Raw genomic sequence first — 19,504 nt, 5'->3', positions numbered from 1 at the left:
CTCCTTCTTTATGGGTGAGGTGGGTTACTTGACTCGTACCTTGAAGCGCAGGATAAAATCTGCGGCGGCGCTGAAGCTGCCGGTCATGGGGATCTCCCAGCGGACGACGCTTCCGTCTTCGCCGGCCGCAAAGTCGGGGGTAAAAGTGCCGCCGCTGTTGTAATAGACCGGAGTGCCGAGGGTCACCCCTGAGGCACCCGGCGTAAAGTCGAAGGGCTGGTCGGGTGGCGCCACGCCGTCGTAGTCGAGGATCAGGGAAACGAAGGGGCTGAGGTTGTCGATGACCCTGACCGCAGTCGCCGCCCCGGGCCCGCTGTTGCTGCTGACGATGGTGTAGGTGATGACGTCCCCCGAGTTGACCCGTGCCCTGTCGGCGGATTTCACCAGGGTCAGATTCGGCAGCGGCATGACCACCTCCAGCGTCCCGATGCCGTAGTCGGCAACCGCCCCTTCCGTCCCCTCGTCGGCATCGACGCGGATCGACCAGTTGCCAAGGGGGGCGTCGATCGGCAGGGTGTAGATGAACTCGTACGTTTTGGTTGCCGCAAGCGAGTCGGCATAGACTGTCATCGGCTGGGCCGAGACTTGCGCAGTCCCGAGGCTGTCGGTCAGGGTGATGCGCGTGGCAGTGATGTCGAAACTGCCGAAGGGGTCGGAGACGGTGGAGCGGATGTGCACTGTAGTCCCCGGCGCGATGCCGCCGACGAGGGGGGTGCCGCCGGTGTCGAAGAGATCAATGCTGTCGACGTTGATCACCGTGGCGCTGTTCAACTCCACACGCGAGGTGTCGGGAGTGCCGGTGAAGGCGGCATAGGGGAAGATGTAGATCTGTTCACCGGTCAAGGCCCCGAGGTCGTTGTCAATCGTCAGGGACAGGACGCTGCCGACCGGGATGGTGACGGCCGGTGTTGCCAGGTTGAAGGTGTAAACCGCCGGCAGAACGTTGGCGATGTTCAGGTTGGTGAAGTACTGCTGGGACAGCACAACCGGGCCGGCGCCGGCATTGTAGCTCAGGGTCAGCTGCAGGTTGCGCAGGGTGGCGCTGTCGTCGGCCATTTGCAGCACGACGGCGCTGTTGGCGTTGAGCGTCAGGGCGGTTTGCAGCACCGGGGTCAGGTCCCAGCGCACCGGGGTGTCCTGGCGGCGGATGCGGACGCGGATCGGCGCCGGGTAGGCGGTGAGCGGTATGCGCGACAGGGCCTGGGGAATGGTGGGAAAGTTTTCGCTGTCCGGGGCGCCAAGGTAGAGTTGCTTGGTCCCGGTGACGGGGAGCGTACTGGCGGCGATGGTCACCGTCGGGGCGATGGCGGTCCCGCCGGTCCCACCGGGGTTGCTGATGTCGGCGGTGTTGTCGATGGTCGTGCCGTTGGCGCCGGTCACGACCACGGTGAAGGTGATGGCCAGGCTGCCGCCGGCGGGGACGCTGAGGCCGGTGATGTCCAGAAATCCCGTGCCGTTTGCTCCGGATCCGGCATAGGTGGAGGCGTTCGTGCCGCCGCCGGTGCCGGTGACGGTAAAGCTGGTCGCGTTGGCCGGGATCGTGTCGGTCACCCGGACATTTTGCGCCGCTTTGCCGAGGGTCTCAATCAGGGTGATGGTGTAGCGGAGGGTGTCGCCCGACTCGACGTCGCCGCCGTTGAGGTCGGTGACGCTTTTGGTCGAAGTCGAAAGATCCCCGGCAAGGGTCGGGATCAGGTTGACACTGGCGCTGTTGTTGGCGCTGTCGGTGTCCACTTGATCGAGAGCGACCAGGCTGGCGGTGTTGGCGATGGTGGTTCCGGCCGTGCCGGGGTCGGTTTGCGCCGTGATCTGCAAGGTGGCCGTGGCGCCGACGGCCAGCGTCGGGATCTGCCAGCGGCCGAGGGCAAAGGTTCCGGTGGTGGCCGAGCTGCCGATGAAGGTCACGCCGGCGGGCTGGAAGTCCTCGATGGCGACGTTGGTCGCCAGGTTGGGGCCGTTGTTGAGGACGCTGACCGTGTAGGTAAAGAGTGTGTTCTGCGCCGGTGCCGGGTCGCTGACGATTTTGGTTACGGCGAGATCGACGGTGTTGACGAAGATATTGACGCTGGCGGTGTTGTTGCCGGGGATGACATCCCCCTGGTCGGCTGAAAAAATGGTTGCCGTATTGTTGATGACCAGCTTGCTCGATCCGGCGCGGACGCGGGCGGTGATGGTCATCGTTATACTGGCTCCGGTGTTGATGCTCAGGCCGGTTCCGGGAGTGGCGCTTTCCCAGAGGCCGTCGCGCAGGTCGCCGGGCAGGTGGTTGTAGACGCCGGTGCCGGCGGCGCTGACAAACTCGAGTTCGGGCGGAAGGATGTCGCGCATGAAAACGTTGGTGGCGTTGCGCGGTCCATTGTTGGTCACGGTCAGGGTGTAGGTGAAGTTCGCGCCGATGATCGGATTCGCATTGCTCACCGTCTTGGTGATGGCCAGGTCGGTGCCGGTGATCGCCACCTGGACGCTGGCGATGTTGTTGACCTGGTTGGGGTCGGGCTGGGTGGCAGCGGTGATAAAGGCATTGTTGGTCACCAGATTGCCGGCGGTGCCGTTGTTGACCTGCACGGTGAGAGTGAGGGTGGCGCTGGCCCCGTTGTTGAGGCTGATTCCCGACCAGACCCCGGACGTCTTGCTGAAGGAGCCGGAGATATTGCCCGCCGCCACCGGGGTGATGGCGACACTGTCGGCCTTGTAGGCGACCTCGGGGGGGAGAACGTCCTGAACACTGATCCCGGTTGCCTGGCGCGGCCCAAGGTTGGTCAGGGTAAGGATGTACTCGAACTGTCCCCCCACCCCGGGCGTCAGGTTGTTGGCGGTCTTGGCCAGCATCAGGTCGGTGCCGCCGACGGCGATGTCGACCTTGGCTTCGTTGTTGGCATCCATGCTGTCGGCCGGGGTGACGCCGCGCAGGGTGGCGACAGTGGTGATCGTCTTGAGGCTGGCGGTGGAAAAGACCGTGGCGGTAACGGTCAGGGTGGCGGTTTGGCCGCTGGCGAGACTGGCGAAGTTCCACAGTCCGGTGCCGGTGTTGTAGGTGCCGAACTCCGGCACCCCTGAAATGGGGAAGAAGGAGATCTGGTCGAGTCTGGCGCGGAGCTGGATGGTGCTGGCGGTGGACGGTCCGTTGTTGGTGACCCTGACCGTGTAGGTGACGACGTCGCCGACGGCCGGTGTGCTGTTGCTGACAGTGATGCTGACCGCCAGATCGACGGTGCCGATGGTTACCGTGGCGCTGGCGGCGTTGTTGCTGGCCACCGGGTCCGGCCGGGAGGAGCTCAGCACAGTGGCGGTGTTGACATGGCTGCTGCCTGCGGCGCCGGTGACCGTGGCGGTAATGGCCAGGGTGGTGATGGTGCCGGCGGGGACGCTGGCCAGAGTCCAGTCGCCGCTGCCGGGCAGATAGCTGCCGGAGCCGCTGTGGCTGACGTAGGTCAGGCCGGCCGGCAGCAGGTCCCGGATCACCACATTCGTCGCCTCAAGGGGACCGTAATTGCGCAAGGAGAGGTTGAAGACGACATTTTCCCCGGAGGTGACGATCGCCTTGCTGACGCTCTTGCTCAGGGCCAGATCGGCGCCGCCGACGGTCAGGGTGACACTGGCGCTGTTGTTGGCCGGAACGACATCGGTGGGGGACAATGCCGTCAGACTGGCGGTGTTGGTCAGCACCCCGGAGACCCCGATGTCGACGGTGACCGTCAGGGTCAGGGCCGCGGTGGTTCCGGCATCGAGGGCGCCTATGCTCCAGAGACCGTTGGCACTGGTGTAGCTGCCGCTGCCGGCCGCCGCCACAAAGGTCAGCCCCGTCGGAAGGAGGTCGGTGACCTGAACGCCGCTGGCATTGACCTGTCCGAGGTTGCTGGCGGTCAGGGTGAAAGTCAGGGTCTGACCGGCGACCGGGGCGAGGGTGCTGGCGCTCTTGGTGACCCGGATATCGGTGCCGGTGGCGGTCACCTGCAGGAGGTCGGTACGGACGACCGGCGGGGTGGCGGCGCCGGCTGCGGTCAGAATATCGAGATAGGTCGCCATCACGCTCTCGCCGGCCAGGATCTGAAGAGTGTTGTCGCGACTGGTGCGCCCGCCGGCGGCGCTGGCGCTGGGGAGGGTGCCGGTAAACTTGCCGGCCACCCCGGTGGCGGTCAGGGTGATGACCTCGGTGTCCCCACCCGAGGTGACGAGGGTGACGACGACGGTTTGGCCGGGGTTGAAGGAGGGGGTCTGGTCGGCATCAGTGACCCGGACATAGACCGTCTGGCCGACGGTGATCACCGTCGCCTCTTCATTGCCGGCAAGGGATTTGACGAAATCGACCTGGCCGTTGCTGCCGGTGGCCGGCAACAGGCCGCTTGGGGTGAAGTAATCCCCCAGGCCGTCGTAGAGGGTGATGTTGCCGGTCGAGCCGATGAGGTCGGAGCCCGTGGCATTGAGTTTTTGGGCGTTGTTGGAGGTACCGCCGATGAAACGGATCGCCGTCCCGTCGGTCATCCCGGTGGCCCCCTTGAACACCGCGTAGGGGAGTTTGAAGTCGAGAAAATAGTCGGCATCACCGCTGCTGAAGGTGTTGGCGACGCTGACCTGAAAGTAGCCGGTGAGCGGATACTGGGCGACGAACTGTTCCGCGGCGTCGGACGGCTCGCCGATGGTCCCCTGAACGGTATTTCTCTCCAGAAACACCCCTTCGGCGGAAGGGAGGCCGCTGCACATGATCAGCCATTCGTAATCGTCGGCATCCTGGTCGATATCGAGTTCGATCCCCCAGCCGGAGGACTGGAGTCCACTCCCCTGGCGCGGGTCGCCGTTGAGGCGGATGCGGAAGTTGAGGTAAACGCCGTCGTTGTGGAAGTAGACCGGTGCATCGGTCGGCGTCGAGACGATGTCGATTGATTTCGATGCGTCTCCGGTCGGATCCTGGAGGATGGCGCCGTTTCGGGTCAGGGGAATCCACTCTCCATCCAGTGGCCAGGCCATGACAGGCGCTGCGCATGTCAACACCAGCAATGTCGCCAGGAGACAGCGGCAGAGGGTGCGGGTGCAGTTTTGGATTGCGAGGAAAAAGGTTTTCACGACAGGGCCCGTCCTTGGGTCTGGATTATTGTACTTTCGTACTAGGAGCCTGTCGGACTATCCATGAGCCGGCTGCAAAATCGTCTATTTGGTCCATATCCGAGCTTCTTTTCGACCAATAGAGACGACTATTGGCTCTCAAACAAGCCCGAATCTGTCCTCAAATATCCAATTTTTCGCTTCGGCCCGTATAGTCCGACAGGCTCCTAGTACTTCAAAGAGAAAGCGAGGGTGCCGACTCCCCCGGAAAGACGTCTTCTCCCCCCCGATTCCGTTCCGACAACAGTGAAATAAAGGTCTCAACCCGTTCAATCGAACAGTGCTCCCCTGCACACCCGTTCAGGTCCGAGGGGAGAGATTCCCGGAGGCAATGGCAAACGGTTGGAAAATACGGGTGTTCTTCAAATCCATGATCGACCAGTGAAAGCAGGTAGTTATCCAATTGCCGGCGCAGGGACTGGAAACCTTCCGCTTCTTTGCCGCCGGCGACCCCGCGCCCCGGGCATCCTGAGGCCAGGCTTTTGCCCAGAACCCGCAACCGTACCGCCAGGTCAAGGGCCTGTTTTTCGGAGTGCATCTGAAATTGATGAAAGGCCTGGGTGATTGGTGCATCGATCGACCGGCCGGGGCCGAAAGCCAATTTGTCACCATGGGGACACTTTTTGATTTCTGTATTCATTCGTCGATTCGCTCCCGGTTGGCCTCGAAAAAAAATAGCCCAGGTTCTCGGGGAGAATGGGCGTCGACACAATGGTTGTGCCTGTTCCATACTCCCCGTCTCTTCGGTAGCCCGGCGACCCTTTCCCCCTTCGCCGATTCGGCCGCTGCAGCCAGGGCTGTCGCGGCGAAAGTGGCGGTATTGAAGGATGAGGGCCCGTGGCTTTGCGTCTCCGGATTTCTCCGGGTTTGCCCTTGTCGGAGTATGGTGGGGTTCAATTGTGGTGTTGCCGGTTTTGTCTCGGGGAAACCGCGAGGCGGGATCCCTCCTGGTGAATCAATGCCAGGCCGTAAGAGGACATTTTCCCGGCCGCTGCCGGGACGGTAAATCAGGACTTGTGCTCTTTCGCCGGAAAGAGAGTTGCATTTTTAATCTATCCACTATTTGTGCCAAGAAAAAAGTTAGCAATTTCAAGCAACTATGGATTGGGATAGGTTGCAGGGAGGTCTCTGGGTATCTATTTTGGATACCCATATTGATTAGTCGTCCACTTCGCCACACATGCCGTACCGCGTCAATCGGCGGCGGAATGTGTAGTAATTCATGTCGAGAAGGCGGGCTGCGACCATCTTCTTTCCCTCCGCCGCGGCCAGTGCCCGCGTCAGCGCCCATTTTTCCACGTCGGCCATTTCCAGCGGGAGGCTGTTGGCACAGCCATCGTTGCAGGTAGTCAGGTCGTTTGCAGGTTTCCCGGCGGCAGGGGAAGGCTCACCCAGGGTCCCCTGCAGGATGGCCGCAGTCACCCTGCCGTCTGCCATGACTGCCGAGTGCTTGATGGTATTGCGCAGTTCCCGGATATTTCCGGGCCAGGAATGGGACTGCAGCAAGGTCAGCCCGCCCTCGGAAATTTCCGGGGTCGGCCTGCCGATTTCATGGCAGGCTTCGAGCAGAAACTTGGCAGCAAGGCCCGGAATATCTTCGGGAATGGTCCGTAACGGCGGCATTTCGATCATGAAGGTTGCAAGGCGGTAAAAGAGGTCCCGGCGAAAAGTCCCTGCCGCGGCTTCGGCGGCCAAATCCTTATTGCTGGCGACGATGATGCGGATATCGGCGGGAATTTTGCGATTGCCGCCCAGCGGACGATAGTTTTTCTCTTCCACCAGCTGAAGGAGCAAGGCCTGCACCGAAGGGGGGACGGCATCGATATCATCGAGAAACAGGGTTCCACCCTGGGCGGCGTGGACCAATCCTTCCCGTTTTTTTTCGGCTCCAGTAAAAGCGCCCTTTTCATGCCCGAAAAGTTCGGCAGCCACCAGCGATTCGGGAATGGAACCCAATTGAACGGTGATGAAAGGCTTTTCGGCCCGGGTACTGAGATCGTGAACCAGCATCGCCAGCCGGGATTTGCCGGTGCCGGTTTCCCCCTGAATCAGCAGGGCGTAGTTGCTGCGGGCGATCCGCACGACTTGCCCGGCGATTTTCCTTAGTTTGGGTCCTTTGCCGAGGAGTTGCTCCACTGAATTGTGCAGTTCGCTTTCGAGGCCGAGTAACTGTTTTTTTTGCAGCACCGGAAGTGCCGCCTTGTTCAGAGTGGCAAGGAGCTTTTCATCCTTGAACGGCTTCGGTACGAATCCGGCCACCCCGAGCTCTATCCCCCGCAGCAGATTGGGAACATCGGAATAGGCGCTGAGAAGAACCACCGGGGTTTCCGGGCTGAGTTTGCTGAGCTCTTCAGTGAGGGCGAGACCGTCCATAAGGGGCATGATGATATCGGTCAGGACTAGGTCGGGCTTTTCCCGCTGGAAGATCTCCAGCGCCTGGCGGCCGTTGTCGGCGAAGAGCAATTTGCCGCAATAGGGTGAAAGGAGGTCTCCCATTGCCTTGCGCAATAGATTCTGGTCTTCTACAAACAGCAGGGTCATCTGTTTTAAGTTGTTCATAATGACCTCTTGAATTGGCCTGGGGAGAGAGCCACGGGGCTTTTCTCTATCCGATTGTTCTGGGCCTCTGTCGTTGTCCCAGAAGACGGCGGCTCTCCCCGGGCCGGTGGGCGAGCTGTTTCATTGTGGTCAAGTTATTGAATTTAATAACAAAAAGGCGCCCCTTTTTCAGCAAAAAGGGCGCCTGACATCACCGGAGCGGCAAGCGTCCGGTTCGTCTGAGGCCCTCTCTTCGGCAGCCCGGCTGTCCTCACGTGGAGGCCCGCGGCTTTGTGCTGCCGGATTGATCCGGCATTACTCTTATCGGAGAGGAACTGTTTTTTTGTCTATCCAGGTCGACCTTAGGGTCATTCATCCCTGTAAGTCAACAACTATGTCCTTATTTTTAAATGTGTTTTGCCTTATGGGAGATCGGCGAGGGGAATATAACCAAATTCGATATATTTAAGGGTAATGCATAAAAAGTGCCGGATGAGTCCTGGCTCCTTTGATATTTGCAGAAAAAACACCCCAGGGGCCGGCGGGCCCCTGGGGTGTTTTTAAATCCGAGTCCGGTGACGGGAGAGTCTTGGGACAACTGGTGGTGACTGACGAAACGAAGGCCAGGAAACGGGCGGTTACGCCAGGACCATGCGCACCACCCCGAGTAGCTGCTCCGGCTTGAAGGGCTTGACGATCCAGGCCGAAGCGCCGGCGCTTTTCCCCTCCTGCCTTTTACTCTCCTGGGATTCGGTCGTCAGCATGAGGATCGGCATGAAGCGGTTGGCGGCGTCCTTGCGCACTTCGCGAATCAGCGCCGTCCCGTCCATCTTCGGCATGTTGAGGTCGGTAATCAGCATCTGCACGTTCTCGGTGGCGAATTTGGCCAGGGCGTCCTCGCCGTCGACCGCCTCGACCACATCGTAACCGGCCTGCTTCAGGGTGAAGGACATCATCTGGCGCACACTCGCCGAATCGTCGACCGTCATGATCTTTTTCTTCTTGGTCATTCTCTCCTCTTCATTCCTGGGGTGTTTGGGTGGTGAGTTGATGAAAACCCGTCAAAAAATGGACAGGGTCAAAAAATCGACAGGATCGAAAAACATAAAGGGGCAAAAAAACGCCGTCGCCGGAGGGGTACAGCCGGGAAGCGCTCAACCGGGAGGGCTCAGCGGAGCTTCATCCGAGAGTGCCGGCGGTTGTTGTCTCCGGAGTGCCAGGATCCGTCGAGGGGACGGATCGGTGAAAAAAGTACATCTTTAGCATGAGCCGTGCCGATTCCTCCAGGCCGGCAACATATAATCTGGCCTCCCAACCCGGGGAAGGGACGGTCTGAAATGAAAAAAGCCCCGCCGGTTTCCCGGCGGGGCTTTGTCTGTGTCAGAAGAACCAGGGCGATTACTCGCAGAGGTCGATCTTGATGTCCCAGTTCTTGATCCTCATGGTGCCGTTTTTGGCGAGGTTCTGCTGCATCTTGAAGCAGCGATCGAAGAGCTGGGGTTCGTGGCCGATACCCTTGGCCAGGCACTCCTTCTTCGCCATGTCGAAGTATTCCTGGATGATCGGCTTGTACTCGGGATGAACGCACTTGTCGATCATCATCTGGGCGCGATCCTTGGGGGCGAGGCCGCGAAGGTCGGCAAGACCCTGCTCGGTGACCAGCACGTCGAGGTCGTGCTCGGTGTGGTCGATGTGGGGCGCCTTGGGGACGACGCAGGTGATGCCGATGGGGTCGGTCTTGGACGGACGGGTCGACGGCGAGTGCATGATCTTCAGGAAGCCGTTGCGCAGGAAGTCGCCGGAGCCGCCGAGGCCGTTGATCATCCGGGTCCCGCCGACCAGGGTCGAGTTGGCGTGGGCGTAGATGTCGAACTCGACGGGGGTGTTCATGGCGATACACCCCAGCCGGCGGATCGGCTCGGGAGCGTTGGAGATCGACAGGGGGCGCAGCACGATCTTGTCAGCGTACTTCTCCCAGTTGTCGAAGAAGCGGGGGAAACCCGGCGACTCGGAAAGGGAGAGGGAGCAGGAGGAGGCAAAGTCGAGCTTCCCCGAGTCGAAGAGGTCGAGCATGGTGTCCTGGAGAACCTCGGTGTAGACGGTGAGGTTCTTGAAGGGACCCTTGGCCAGTCCGCCGACGACGGCGTTGGCGATGGAACCGACACCGGACTGCAGGGGGAGGAGGTTCTTCGGCAGACGCCCCTTGGCGACTTCGTTGCTGAAGAAGTCGATGATGTGAGCGGCGATCGCCTCGGAGGTATCGTCCATGTCGGTGAAGGCACGCCCTTTGTCGCGGCGCTTGGACTCGACAATGGCGATGATCTTGTCGGGGTCGCAGGGGACGGAGGTGGTGCCGATGCGGCTGCTGGCCTTGGTGATCAGGTAGGGCTGGCGGTTGGGGGGATTCTGGGACATGACGATGTCATGCATCCCCTCGAAGGAGGGCTGTCCGGTGTTGACCTCGAGGATGATGCGGTCGGCGACCATCATCAGCTCGGGGACGACGCCGCAGGACGAGGTGAGAACCAGGCCGCAGTCCTCGGTGATGGCCGAGACTTCGATGATCGCCAGGTCGATGCGGCCGTTTTCGGTGTAGAAACCGTAGCCGAGGTCCTGGGCGAAGAGGGAGAGGTGCTTGTCACCCATGCGGATGCGCCCCTCGTTGATCCCCTTGGAGATGTCCTTGCCGGTCTGGTAGGGCCAGCGGCGGTCGATCATGTCGAGCTGGGCCCAGCGGTTTTCGGTCTCGGCCCCGACGGAGGCGCCGATGAAGAGGTTGAACTTCATCTTCCCCTGCAGGTTGTTCTTCTCGACGTGGTCGGCGAGGGCGATCGGAACCGCCTTCGGGTAGCCGGCGGGGGTAAACCCGGACCAGCCGAGGTTCATGCCGGATTTGAAGAACTGAATGGTTTCCTCAGCCTTCATGACTTTCTTCATCAGGGACTTGCGACGGATGCGACTTTCCAGTGTGCCGAACTCGGACATTCTCTCTCTCCTCCTCGTGAAATTGCCGGTAGCGCCCGAAGTGGTGCGTTCCGAACGGACTCTGCAGGAATGAATTAAAACAGTGGTGATTTGTGCTCTTGGCGTCCCCCGAAGGGGCAATAGCTTGAATTGGTGAGGTTCTGCAATAAAAAAAAGCCAAATGCCGAAAAACTCAAGTGGCCTTGGCCATGTTTTTAAAATTCCGTTATAGGATGCCGATTTTTATAATATGCCGTAAACGGCAAGTCAAGCAAAAACATCCTTTTTCCGCTGTCCGGACTGGGGGCCTTTCGTCGATTGACGCCGAAGAAAAAGCTCCCTCGACAAGAGCGTCGAGGGAGCTGTATCCGGCCGATCAATAATCCTTTTCCAGGATCTTTTGCCCCTTGGGGACATATTTGCTGCCGGGGAACTCCCGGTACAGGGCGTTAAAGGTATTTACGGCCTTTTCCCTCTCCCCGGCCTGAAGATAGGCCTGGCCGAGATAGAAGTAGGCCTCGTCCTTTTTGGCGAAGGCCGGATAGGTCGCCAGGAGCGCCTCGAGGCGGTGAATCGCAGCCCTGGCTTCGCCGGTGCGCTGGTAGAAGCGACCGACGTAGAGCTCATGCTCGGCCAGGCGCAATTTGCAGCGTTCGATAAGACCCTTGATTTCTTCCTCGCGGGGATCGCCGGGATAGCGCTTGAGGTAACTCTGGAAGGTGGCCAGGGCGTTGTTGGTGGCGGTCTGGTCCCGATCCGCCGAGAGAATTTGCTGGTAGTAGGACATCCCCAGTCGGTAGAGGACCTGGGGGGTCTCTTCGTGGTCGGGGTGCTGTTTAAGGAAGTCTTCGTAGGCGGCGGCCGCTTCCACGTACTCTTCGGCCATGAAATGGGCCTCGGCAATCTTCAATTCGGCCCGGGCGTTGAGTTCCGGGGAAAAATAGGAGTCGCGGACCTTCTCCCAGGCGGCGATGGCGTCGGCGTACTGCTCCCTGGCGAAGAACTCTTCTCCCTCCTGGTAGTAGAGATCGGCGGATTTTTTCGGGGGGACGGTAGTCGTGGCGCAGGCGGCGGCCAGGAAGAGGAGAGCGGCGGCGAGAATCAGTTTTTTCATGGTCGGAGTGTCCTGGTTAGAGGCGAAGGTCGCCGTAGAAATTACGGGATGCGCCGGGATTTGTCAACGTCATTCCAAAGGCGCAGGGCGAGTCGGCGGCGCCTGGCCCTGAGGTTTTGTCCCCTCCGGGGGACGGGGCCGAAGCGGCAGAGATCCTCCTCTTCCCAGAGGCGCTCGAGGGCGGTCCATGTCTCTGTCCGCACTCCGCTTTGCATCAGAGTTGCGGCGATCTCCCGGCGGGAGAGGCCCCTCGGGGCGCGGCCGAGGAGGCGTGCCAGAAGGTAATCGAGGTCGGCATTCCGGCGCTGTTGCCGTCCCCAAAGGGCGAGGGCCGAGACGCCGGCTAGGGGAAGGAGAATCCGCAAGGCCCAGGCGCCCCATCGCCCCGGCGGTGGATTGAGGGACGCCGAGAGGAGGCGATAGGACTCTTCCTGCGGATCGAAGGTCGCCAGGGTAAAGGCGAGGCTCCCCTTCTCTCCCTCCCCCGGGAGATAGAGGTAACGCAGGGTTCGCAGGGCCGTCTCCTCCGTAAACGAGAGATCGTCGCCGAGAAAGACGAGGCGCTCGCCGCGTCCCGGGGCCGCCCGGGGAGCGGGGACGTTGGAGAGGACGCCGGTTCCGCCGATTTCCAGGCGCACCTCGCGGGTGCCCGTCCCCTCGCCCCGCAGGGTCAGGGTATAGCGGCCCACCGCTCCGGAGAAGTCGCTCGGGCGCCCTTCTTCCGGGAGGGGGCGCACCCGCAGCCTCAGGGGGGGGGCGGCAATGAAGTCCTCTCCGAGGGAGACGCCGCCGCCGGAGAGGCGGAGCGTTCCTGTTTTTAGGGGGCGCAGAAGGGTCCGGCCGCTTTCCACCAGGATTTCCCCCTCGGCGGTGGTCTCGCGGCGCGGGAGGAGGGGAGGGAGCTCCTCCTGCAGGAAGTCGTCGAGGAGCGGCCAGGCCAGGGAGGGACGCTCCCGCAGGGCCCCCTGCCGGCGCACCTCCAGGGTGAGAATCACCTCCTCGCCGAGATAGGGGGCAGAGTTTGACACCAGCAGCCGCGCCTCCAGCAAAGGGAGGGGGGCGGCGCTGCCTGGTGAGGGCAGGAGAAGGAGGACCAGGAGGGAGAATAACAACGTCACCAGTCCCTCCCCGGCCGGATTTCGAACAGGGGGACGGTGGAGGCGGCATCCCCCCCCGGGCGGGCGATTACGGTCTCGAGAAGCTGCAGGGCCTGGCTGCGGCTCAGGGTTCCGCCCTCCCTCTCCTCTCCCTTCTCTCCCGGGGCGCTGCCGTAGGGGAGATCCTCCCCGAGCGCCCGCAAGGTCAGAGCGAGGTTGGTGCGGACCTGCCGATCCCCCGGCAGCAGAAGGATGGCTTCTTCGAGAGGGGACAGGGCTTTTTTGGCGTCTCCTGCACCGAGCAGGAGGGTGCCGGCGTTGTAGAGGGCCGCCCCCCGTTCGGTCCCCTCCAGGATGCGGGCCGCGGCGGCAAAGAGCCGGGCCGCCTCCAGGGGACGGTCGGCTGCTGCCGTTTCGAGGGCCTCGGCGTACAGACGCCGGGGGGAAGGGTTATCCCGGGGGTGGCAGGCCAGAGTCAGGCCGCAAAGGGTCAGGGCGACGACGGCGGTCACGGTCCCCCGCTTTGGCCCGTGACGGAAACGGCCGGGCACTTCGCCGGCCAGAAGAAGGAGGAGAACGAGGGAGAGAATTGCCGTGGAACCTTCGGCGGTGGGTTTTCTGTTTGCCAGGGAGAAGCGTTCGATGAGGGGAGCGACGGAAAAGTCTTCCCCGGGCACCGGTAGGAGGGCTCCATCGGTGGCCCCACATATCGTTTCCAGGACTTCGGCTTCGAGGCGGGTCAGCAGCGGCTCCCCCTGAGGGTCAAGGCGCGCATGTCCCGCGGCGTCGAGGACCGGGCTCCCCTCGGGCGTCCCCAGGGGGACGGCGTAGACCGGGACGCCGGAGGGGAGGAGGGGGGGCGGGGTACCCACCGTACGCTCGCCGTCGCTGAAGAGGATGACCGCCTGCGGTCCCGTCTCGCCGGCAAGGGCCTTGAGGGCCGCCGTCACCCCCTCCTCGGGGGCCGAACCGGGGACCGTCACCGTCCCCGGGGAGAGCCGATCGACGAAAAAGGCGAGGGCCGCAGGGTCGGCGGTGAGGGGGACCTGCAGGACGGCCTCGCCGGCAAAAAGGACGAGGGCGAAGCGGGCCCCGGGGAGGGCGGCGAGAAGGGCGCGGATTTCCCTGCGGGCGCGCTCGAGGCGGCTCGTCTCCCCGTCGGAAGAGGCCATGCTCGCCGAAACGTCGACGGCCAGGGCCAGGGCCGGCCCGGGACCCTTCTCTTCGGCCGGTGACGATCCGAGGAGCATGAAAAGGAGGGTCAGGGCGGCCAGGGTTGCCAGATCGCCGAGGATCCGGTGCGAACTCCCCGGGAGCCCGAAGTGAGCCAGACGTTTCCGGCTGGAGCGTTCGGCGAAAAAGAGGAGCGCCAATAGGAGGAGGGTCACCGCTCCGAGGATCATGGCACCCTCCGCAGCCAGAGGCGAAAAAGGACGATTTCCAGAAGGAGGAGGCCCGCCGCCAGTTGCAGCAGGAGAGGGGCGAGTTCCTGGCGAATCAGGCGCTCGCGGATTTCCAGGGGGGTCGTTTCGAGGGCGTCGATGCGGCCGTAGACCTCCTTCAAGGCGTCGCCGCTGGAGGCGCGGAAGTAGCGGCCGCCGCTGAGGCGGGCGATCTCTTCGAGCGTCCCTTCCTCGAGGGCGTCGCGCAGGGGGGTGCCGTCGGCCAGGCGGCCAATCTCCCCCGCCGGACCGAGGGGGACTTCGGCCCCTTCCTCGCTGCCGAAGCCGACGGGGTAGACCCGGACGCCGAGGGCGGCGGCGGCCCGTCCCGCGGCCAGGGGGGTGAGGCGGCCGCGGTTCGAGGTGCCGTCGGTGAGCAAAACGACCGCCTTGCTTTTGGCCGGAGAATTCCCGAGCTGGGCGAGGGCGGCGGCCAGGGCGTCGCCGAGGGCGGTGCCGCTGCCGCTGCGGTCGGCAACCGTCTGCTGCAGCCGGGCCAGAAGAGGTCCCTTGTCGAGGGCGGGGGGGGAAAGGAGGTAGGGGGCTCCGGAGAAGAGGATGACGCCGACACGGTCGTCTTCGCGTTTCAGGAGAAAGTCGGCCGCGGCCTCCCGGGCGACGGTCATGCGGTCGGGGGGCATATCCCGAGCGCCCATGCTGGCGGAAATGTCGAGAGCCAGCATCAAATCGACGCCGCGGCGCACGACAGTGCTGGTCCGTTCGCCGAGGACGGGGCCGGCCAGGGCGATCAGGAGGAGGAGGAGGGTCAGGGCGCGCCAGCCGGGGTGCAGCAGCGCCAGACGAACGCGCCAGCCCATGGCCAATCCGGCCAGGGGGGCGAGGGAGGAGAGGAGAATCCCTTCCCGGCGCCGCGGCAGCAGGGGGAGGAGGGCCAGGGGGGCCAGAAGGAGGAGGGCGGGAGTGACAAAGGAGAGGGTCATCTCCCCTCCTTTTCCAGCGTCTCGATGGCCGCTGCCGCTTCTTCGATCTCCTCCTCCGAGGGGACGCCGGGAGCAAAGCGCAGCCGCTCCAGGCGCTCTTCCAGAAGGCGGCGCTCGGCTGAGTCGTCGGGGATCAGATCGAGACGGCGCTGCAGGGCGGCCAGGCGGGTCACCGGACCCTCTTCCTTTTGTCCGGAAAGAAGGCGGCGGATCCGGGCCAGTCTCCACAGAAGTCCGAGGAGGAGAGCCGCGGCGGTGAGGAGGAGAAGGGGCCAGAGGGGAATGTCGTCCTCCTCCGGGGGCGGGAGGTCCATCAGCGGGGCGGCCACGCTCTCGGCGTCCAGGCACTCGTTCACGGCAAGCTCCAGCGGCTCCGTCGCCCACTGGCGGCTGCGCCCCCGGGTCAGAGGGAAGGACGGAAGGGTTTGGAGCCCCGGACGCATGGGGAGGAGAAGGATCTGCAGCTCCCCTTCGCTCCTGCGGGGCGGGGCGAGGAGGGCAAAAGAGCCGAGATCGGGGAGCCCGATGAGTTCCGTCCCGCTGTCGGGGAGGGGGATGGCCACCAGGAGCGGACTCCCCAGGCAGGGGCGCTCGGGGGTGAGGACGGGGACGGGGGCGGCCCCGGACAAAAAGATCCAGAGGATCAGGGAAGAGCCCAGGCGCCTCATCGCTCCCTCCGGCGCCGGCTGCCGAAGAGTGAGCGCAGGGCCGGCAGCGGAGGCTCCTTGTCGTCGACAAAGGCGTGGTCGATTCCCAGCCGCTGCAGTTCGGCCGCCAGCCGGCGGTCCGAATCGTCCCAGGCTTTTTCCATGGCGGTGCAAGCGGCACGGCTGCCGAGGTCGACCAGGCGCCTTGCGCCGCTTTCGGCGTCGGCGACCAGGGTCAGGCCGCTGCCGGGGCACTGCCGCTCCCGATGGTCGCGCAGCACCAGCGCCAGCAGGTCGTGGCGGGCCAGGGTCCGACGGAGGAGTTGGTCGGGGAGGGGGGCGTGGAGATCGGAGAGAAGGATCAGCATCCCGGGGCGGCGATGGAGAGCGAGAGCGGCGTCCAGGGGGGAGCTCAGGTCGGTCCCTTCTCCTTTCGGAGAGAGGCCGAGCAGGGTACTGAGGATGCGCAGGGCGTGATTGCGGCCGCTGCCGGGGGGGATGAGTTCCTCCATGCGGTCGCTGAAGGCGATCAGGGCGACGCGGTCGCGGTTCTGCACCGCGGCAAAAGCGAGGAGAGCGGCGCAGCGGGCCAGGAGGAGGCGCTTTGCCGGGGTGCAGCTGCGGGAGACGTCGGCGATGAGGGTCAGGGTCCGGGAGCGCTCCTCCTGGTAGAGGCGCACCTGGGGGGTGCCGCAGCGGGCGGTGAGGTTCCAGTCGAGCTGGCGCGGGTCGTCGCCGAACTGGTAGGGACGGATCTCGGCGAATTCCATCCCCCGGCCGCGAAAGTGACTGCGGTACTCGCCGGCCAGGGTGCCGGCGAGCTGGCGCCGGGCGGTGATTTCCAGGCGGCGCACGGCGGCGGGGATCTCCAGGGGAGGGATCAAGTTGCCTCCTCCGTGTCAGGGGGCGGGGACGGCAGCGAAGATGCGCTGCAAAAGGGCATCGCTGGAAATCCCCCGGGCTTCGGCCTCGTAGGAGGGGACGAGGCGGTGGCGCAGCACCATCGGGGCCACGGAGAGGACGTCGTCGGGGACCACGTAGGGGCGGCCGCGCAGGAAGGCCCGGGCCCTGGCCGCCTGGGCGAGGGCGATGCTCCCCCGGGGGGAGACGCCGTGGTCGATGAGGGTTTCCATCTCCCCGAGGCCGAAGGCTGCGGGGTTGCGGGTCGCCGCGACCAGGTCGAGGAGGTAGTCGCGCACCGGCGCGGCGAGATAAAGGGTGCGTACCGCCGCCATCGCCTCGGTGAGAGGGGCGTGGCCCACCACCGCCTGCAGGTCGGCGGGGCCGTTGCCGTGGCGCTCGAGAATCTCCTCTTCCTCGGCGCGGTCGGGATAGCCGACGACCACCTTGAGCATGAAGCGGTCGAGCTGGGCTTCGGGGAGGGGGTAGGTCCCCTCGTGTTCCAGGGGGTTCTGGGTGGCCAGGACCAGGAAGGGGTCGGGGAGGGGGTGGGTCTCGTCGCCGAGGGTGACCTGACGCTCCTCCATCGCCTCGAGGAGGGCCGACTGGACCTTGGCCGGGGCGCGGTTGATCTCGTCGGCGAGGACGAGGTGGGCGAAGACCGGCCCCTTGCGGGTGCGGAATTCGCCGGTTCCCGGATGGTAGATCGGCGTGCCGACCAGGTCGGCGGGGAGGAGATCGGGGGTGAACTGGATGCGGCGGAAGGAGAGGTCGAGGGCGGTGGCCAGGGTATTGACGGTGAGGGTCTTGGCCAGCCCCGGCACCCCCTCGATGAGGACATGTCCCCGGCAGAGGAGGCCGATGAGGAGCGCCTCGACGAGGTCCCGCTGGCCGACCACCACCCTGGCGATCTCGGCCAGGAGCGGGGCGACGAAGGCGCTCTTGAGGCGGATCTCGGCCTCGAGTCGGCTCAGGTCATCGCGGGCGGCAACTTCGGTCACGGCGCACTCCTCGGGTGGCGGGGCGTGGGATTTTTCGAGTATAGACATCCGCCCGGTGCAGTTCAAGGAGAAAGCCGTCAGGTCGCGGCCAGCACCCCCCTGAGTTTGGCCAGGGCGTTTTTCTCCAGCTGGCGGATCCGTTCGCGGCTGATGCCGTAGTCGTCGGCGAGCTCCTGCAGGGTGCGGGGGGCGTCGCAGAGGATGCGGTCGTGGACGATGCGCCGCTCCCGGTCGTTGAGAGCGCAGAGGGCGTCTTCGACCCGGGAGGTGAGGAGGCTCTCCTCCTGGCTCTTCATCAGGACCTCTTCCTGGCTGGGGCGGTCGTCGGCGAGGGTGTCGAGGAGGGAGTACCCCTCCCCCTCGGTCAATTCCAGGTCGAGGGAAGCGTCGCGGGCGGCCATGCGCACCGTCATCTCCTCGACCTCTTCGCTGCGCACCGAGAGCTCGGCGGCGATCTCCGCGGCCCCGTCGCCTCCGGCAAGACGCTGCAGCGCCGCCCGGGTCTGGCCGAGCTTGTAGAAGAGTTTCTTCTGCGCCTGGGTGGTACCGATCTTCACCAGCGACCAGCTTCTGAGGATGTAGCTCTGGATGGTGGCGCGGATCCACCATACGGCGTAGGTGATCAGGCGCAGACCGCGCTGCGGGTCGAACTTTTTCACCGCCATCATCAGGCCGATGTTCCCCTCCTGGACGAGGTCGGCCAGTCGGAGCCCGTAGGAGCGGTATTCGTTGGCGATCTTCACCACGAAGCGCAGGTTGGCGCAGATCAGCTTGTGGGCGGCCTCCAGGTCCCCTTCGTCGTGGTAGCGGACGGCAAGGGCATGTTCCTCTTCGCGGTCGAGGAGGGCGAATTGCCGGATGCTGGACATGTAATGTTCGAAGGAATCAGTGGCGGCGGGGAGCTGCAGGGTGGTCATTGTCATTCCCTCCCGGGATGGTTGATCCCATATCAGGGACCAAGGCTTTTATCCGCAGATGTCGCAGATGGGCGCAGATGAAACCGGGATCAAGGGACCCCGGGCAAAGATTGAATTCCCGGGTTTATCATCTGTGTAAATCTGCGACATCTGCGGATAGTTTGAAGGTTTTGAGGAACCAGACCCGACGGTTCAAAAGTTTTGACAAAATGGAGAAGATTGATCTTGAAAATCGGCGCATTGGCACTCTCTCTGGTGGAGTGCCAATAGATATAACAAATCACATCTCCTTCGGCAACAGGAATATGGGCAGAGACGCCTGTGCAAAGGCGCACTCGGCGACTCGCCGGTTGACAGCCTTGAAGGCCCCCTCCATAATGGTCGCCGTCGCCCTTTTCCATAGAAACTTTGCGGACAAAAAAAATGCAACTCGTCTATATCGGACTTTTCGGCGCTCTTGGCTGCCTGGGACGCTATTTCGTTTCCGGGTGGAGCTACACCCTCTTCGGCCGCGGCCTCCCCTACGGGACGTTGGCGGTGAATGTCATCGGCTCCTTTCTCCTCGGTCTGATCATGGAGGGGAGCCTGCGCAGCACCTTCCTCTCCCCCGAGGTGCGCATGGGGATCACCGTCGGTTTCATGGGGGGATTTACGACGTTTTCCACCTTCTCCTACGAGACGATCCGCCTCATGGAGGACGGCAGCTTCCTGCAGGCCGGGGCCAACGTCCTTCTCAACGTTCTGGTCTGCCTGGTCTTCGCCGGCCTCGGAATCTTTCTGGCGCGGCAGCTGTGATCCCGCAGCAAGAGTCGAGGACGACCTATTTTTGCCAGGTCTCGGAAT

The 19,504-nt window shown here is 63.6% G+C and carries 14 protein-coding genes and 2 riboswitches; of the genes, 1 reads left to right on the top strand and 13 read right to left on the bottom strand.

Annotated features, from left to right (window positions below; translation table 11 throughout):
* Positions 1–24: 24 nt before the first annotated feature.
* The 13 genes from DSOUD_RS11485 to rpoH form a co-directional block, all read right to left on the bottom strand.
* On the bottom strand, positions 25–4,965 hold the full coding sequence (locus DSOUD_RS11485) for a DUF11 domain-containing protein (RefSeq protein ID WP_157671853.1): 4,941 nt from the start codon (positions 4,963–4,965) through the stop codon (positions 25–27).
* 310 nt (positions 4,966–5,275) lie between these two features.
* Positions 5,276–5,740, bottom strand: coding sequence for a hypothetical protein (locus tag DSOUD_RS11480; RefSeq protein WP_053551144.1), 465 nt, complete (start codon positions 5,738–5,740; stop codon positions 5,276–5,278).
* Positions 5,741–5,842: 102 nt separating this feature from the next.
* Positions 5,843–5,982, bottom strand: a riboswitch (cyclic di-GMP riboswitch).
* A gap of 276 nt (positions 5,983–6,258) precedes the next feature.
* Positions 6,259–7,659 carry a sigma-54-dependent transcriptional regulator gene (locus tag DSOUD_RS11475; RefSeq protein ID WP_053551143.1) on the bottom strand — a complete coding sequence of 467 codons (1,401 nt, stop codon included), beginning with the start codon at positions 7,657–7,659 and terminating at the stop codon, positions 6,259–6,261.
* Between the two features lie 231 nt (positions 7,660–7,890).
* Positions 7,891–7,968, bottom strand: a riboswitch (cyclic di-GMP riboswitch).
* A gap of 308 nt (positions 7,969–8,276) precedes the next feature.
* Complete coding sequence (locus DSOUD_RS11470; protein WP_053551142.1) at positions 8,277–8,648, bottom strand: response regulator; 372 nt, start codon at positions 8,646–8,648, stop codon at positions 8,277–8,279.
* 388 nt (positions 8,649–9,036) lie between these two features.
* The gene (locus DSOUD_RS11465; RefSeq protein ID WP_053551141.1) at positions 9,037–10,623 is read right to left on the bottom strand and encodes an acetyl-CoA hydrolase/transferase C-terminal domain-containing protein; all 1,587 of its coding nucleotides are present in this window, start codon (positions 10,621–10,623) and stop codon (positions 9,037–9,039) included.
* Between the two features lie 355 nt (positions 10,624–10,978).
* Positions 10,979–11,716, bottom strand: a complete 738-nt coding sequence (locus DSOUD_RS11460) for an outer membrane protein assembly factor BamD (RefSeq protein WP_053551140.1) — start codon at positions 11,714–11,716, stop codon at positions 10,979–10,981.
* A gap of 41 nt (positions 11,717–11,757) precedes the next feature.
* Positions 11,758–12,834 carry a BatD family protein gene (locus DSOUD_RS11455; RefSeq protein ID WP_157671852.1) on the bottom strand — a complete coding sequence of 359 codons (1,077 nt, stop codon included), beginning with the start codon at positions 12,832–12,834 and terminating at the stop codon, positions 11,758–11,760.
* Complete coding sequence (locus DSOUD_RS11450; RefSeq protein ID WP_053551138.1) at positions 12,831–14,216, bottom strand: vWA domain-containing protein; 1,386 nt, start codon at positions 14,214–14,216, stop codon at positions 12,831–12,833. Before DSOUD_RS11450 ends, DSOUD_RS11455 begins: the two co-directional genes overlap by 4 nt.
* Positions 14,213–15,196 (bottom strand): VWA domain-containing protein, encoded by a 984-nt coding sequence (locus tag DSOUD_RS11445; RefSeq protein ID WP_053551137.1) that lies wholly within the window; start codon positions 15,194–15,196, stop codon positions 14,213–14,215. The genes DSOUD_RS11450 and DSOUD_RS11445 overlap by 4 nt, the downstream gene beginning before the upstream one ends.
* Positions 15,193–15,864 carry a hypothetical protein gene (locus tag DSOUD_RS11440; RefSeq protein WP_053551136.1) on the bottom strand — a complete coding sequence of 224 codons (672 nt, stop codon included), beginning with the start codon at positions 15,862–15,864 and terminating at the stop codon, positions 15,193–15,195. Before DSOUD_RS11440 ends, DSOUD_RS11445 begins: the two co-directional genes overlap by 4 nt.
* Positions 15,861–16,727, bottom strand: a complete 867-nt coding sequence (locus DSOUD_RS11435; protein WP_053551135.1) for a DUF58 domain-containing protein — start codon at positions 16,725–16,727, stop codon at positions 15,861–15,863. The genes DSOUD_RS11440 and DSOUD_RS11435 overlap by 4 nt, the downstream gene beginning before the upstream one ends.
* Before the next feature lie 15 nt (positions 16,728–16,742).
* Positions 16,743–17,744 (bottom strand): AAA family ATPase, encoded by a 1,002-nt coding sequence (locus tag DSOUD_RS11430; protein WP_232426438.1) that lies wholly within the window; start codon positions 17,742–17,744, stop codon positions 16,743–16,745.
* 77 nt (positions 17,745–17,821) lie between these two features.
* Positions 17,822–18,667 (bottom strand): RNA polymerase sigma factor RpoH, encoded by an 846-nt coding sequence (rpoH, locus tag DSOUD_RS11425; protein ID WP_279330523.1) that lies wholly within the window; start codon positions 18,665–18,667, stop codon positions 17,822–17,824.
* Positions 18,668–19,084: 417 nt separating this feature from the next.
* Here rpoH and crcB point away from each other — a divergent pair, with 417 nt between their 5' ends.
* Complete coding sequence (gene crcB, locus DSOUD_RS11420) at positions 19,085–19,456, top strand: fluoride efflux transporter CrcB (RefSeq protein ID WP_053551133.1); 372 nt, start codon at positions 19,085–19,087, stop codon at positions 19,454–19,456.
* Positions 19,457–19,504: the final 48 nt, after the last annotated feature.

This window comes from Desulfuromonas soudanensis, from assembly GCF_001278055.1.
GTDB lineage: Bacteria > Desulfobacterota > Desulfuromonadia > Desulfuromonadales > WTL > Deferrimonas > Deferrimonas soudanensis.
The sequence above is the reverse complement of the archived record's forward strand: the minus strand, read 5'-3'. Positions and strand labels throughout refer to the sequence as shown.

Excerpts from the sequence above, each read along its gene's own strand:
- DSOUD_RS11485 (WP_157671853.1), bottom strand. The coding sequence starts at position 4,965 with ATGGCCTGGCCACTGGATGGAGAGTGGATTCCCCTGACCCGAAACGGC.
- DSOUD_RS11480 (WP_053551144.1), bottom strand. The coding sequence starts at position 5,740 with ATGAATACAGAAATCAAAAAGTGTCCCCATGGTGACAAATTGGCTTTC.
- DSOUD_RS11475 (WP_053551143.1), bottom strand. The coding sequence starts at position 7,659 with ATGAACAACTTAAAACAGATGACCCTGCTGTTTGTAGAAGACCAGAAT.
- DSOUD_RS11470 (WP_053551142.1), bottom strand. The coding sequence starts at position 8,648 with ATGACCAAGAAGAAAAAGATCATGACGGTCGACGATTCGGCGAGTGTG.
- DSOUD_RS11465 (WP_053551141.1), bottom strand. The coding sequence starts at position 10,623 with ATGTCCGAGTTCGGCACACTGGAAAGTCGCATCCGTCGCAAGTCCCTG.
- DSOUD_RS11460 (WP_053551140.1), bottom strand. The coding sequence starts at position 11,716 with ATGAAAAAACTGATTCTCGCCGCCGCTCTCCTCTTCCTGGCCGCCGCC.
- DSOUD_RS11450 (WP_053551138.1), bottom strand. The coding sequence starts at position 14,216 with ATGATCCTCGGAGCGGTGACCCTCCTCCTATTGGCGCTCCTCTTTTTC.
- DSOUD_RS11445 (WP_053551137.1), bottom strand. The coding sequence starts at position 15,196 with ATGACCCTCTCCTTTGTCACTCCCGCCCTCCTCCTTCTGGCCCCCCTG.
- DSOUD_RS11440 (WP_053551136.1), bottom strand. The coding sequence starts at position 15,864 with ATGAGGCGCCTGGGCTCTTCCCTGATCCTCTGGATCTTTTTGTCCGGG.
- rpoH (WP_279330523.1), bottom strand. The coding sequence starts at position 18,667 with ATGACAATGACCACCCTGCAGCTCCCCGCCGCCACTGATTCCTTCGAA.
- crcB (WP_053551133.1), top strand. The coding sequence starts at position 19,085 with ATGCAACTCGTCTATATCGGACTTTTCGGCGCTCTTGGCTGCCTGGGA.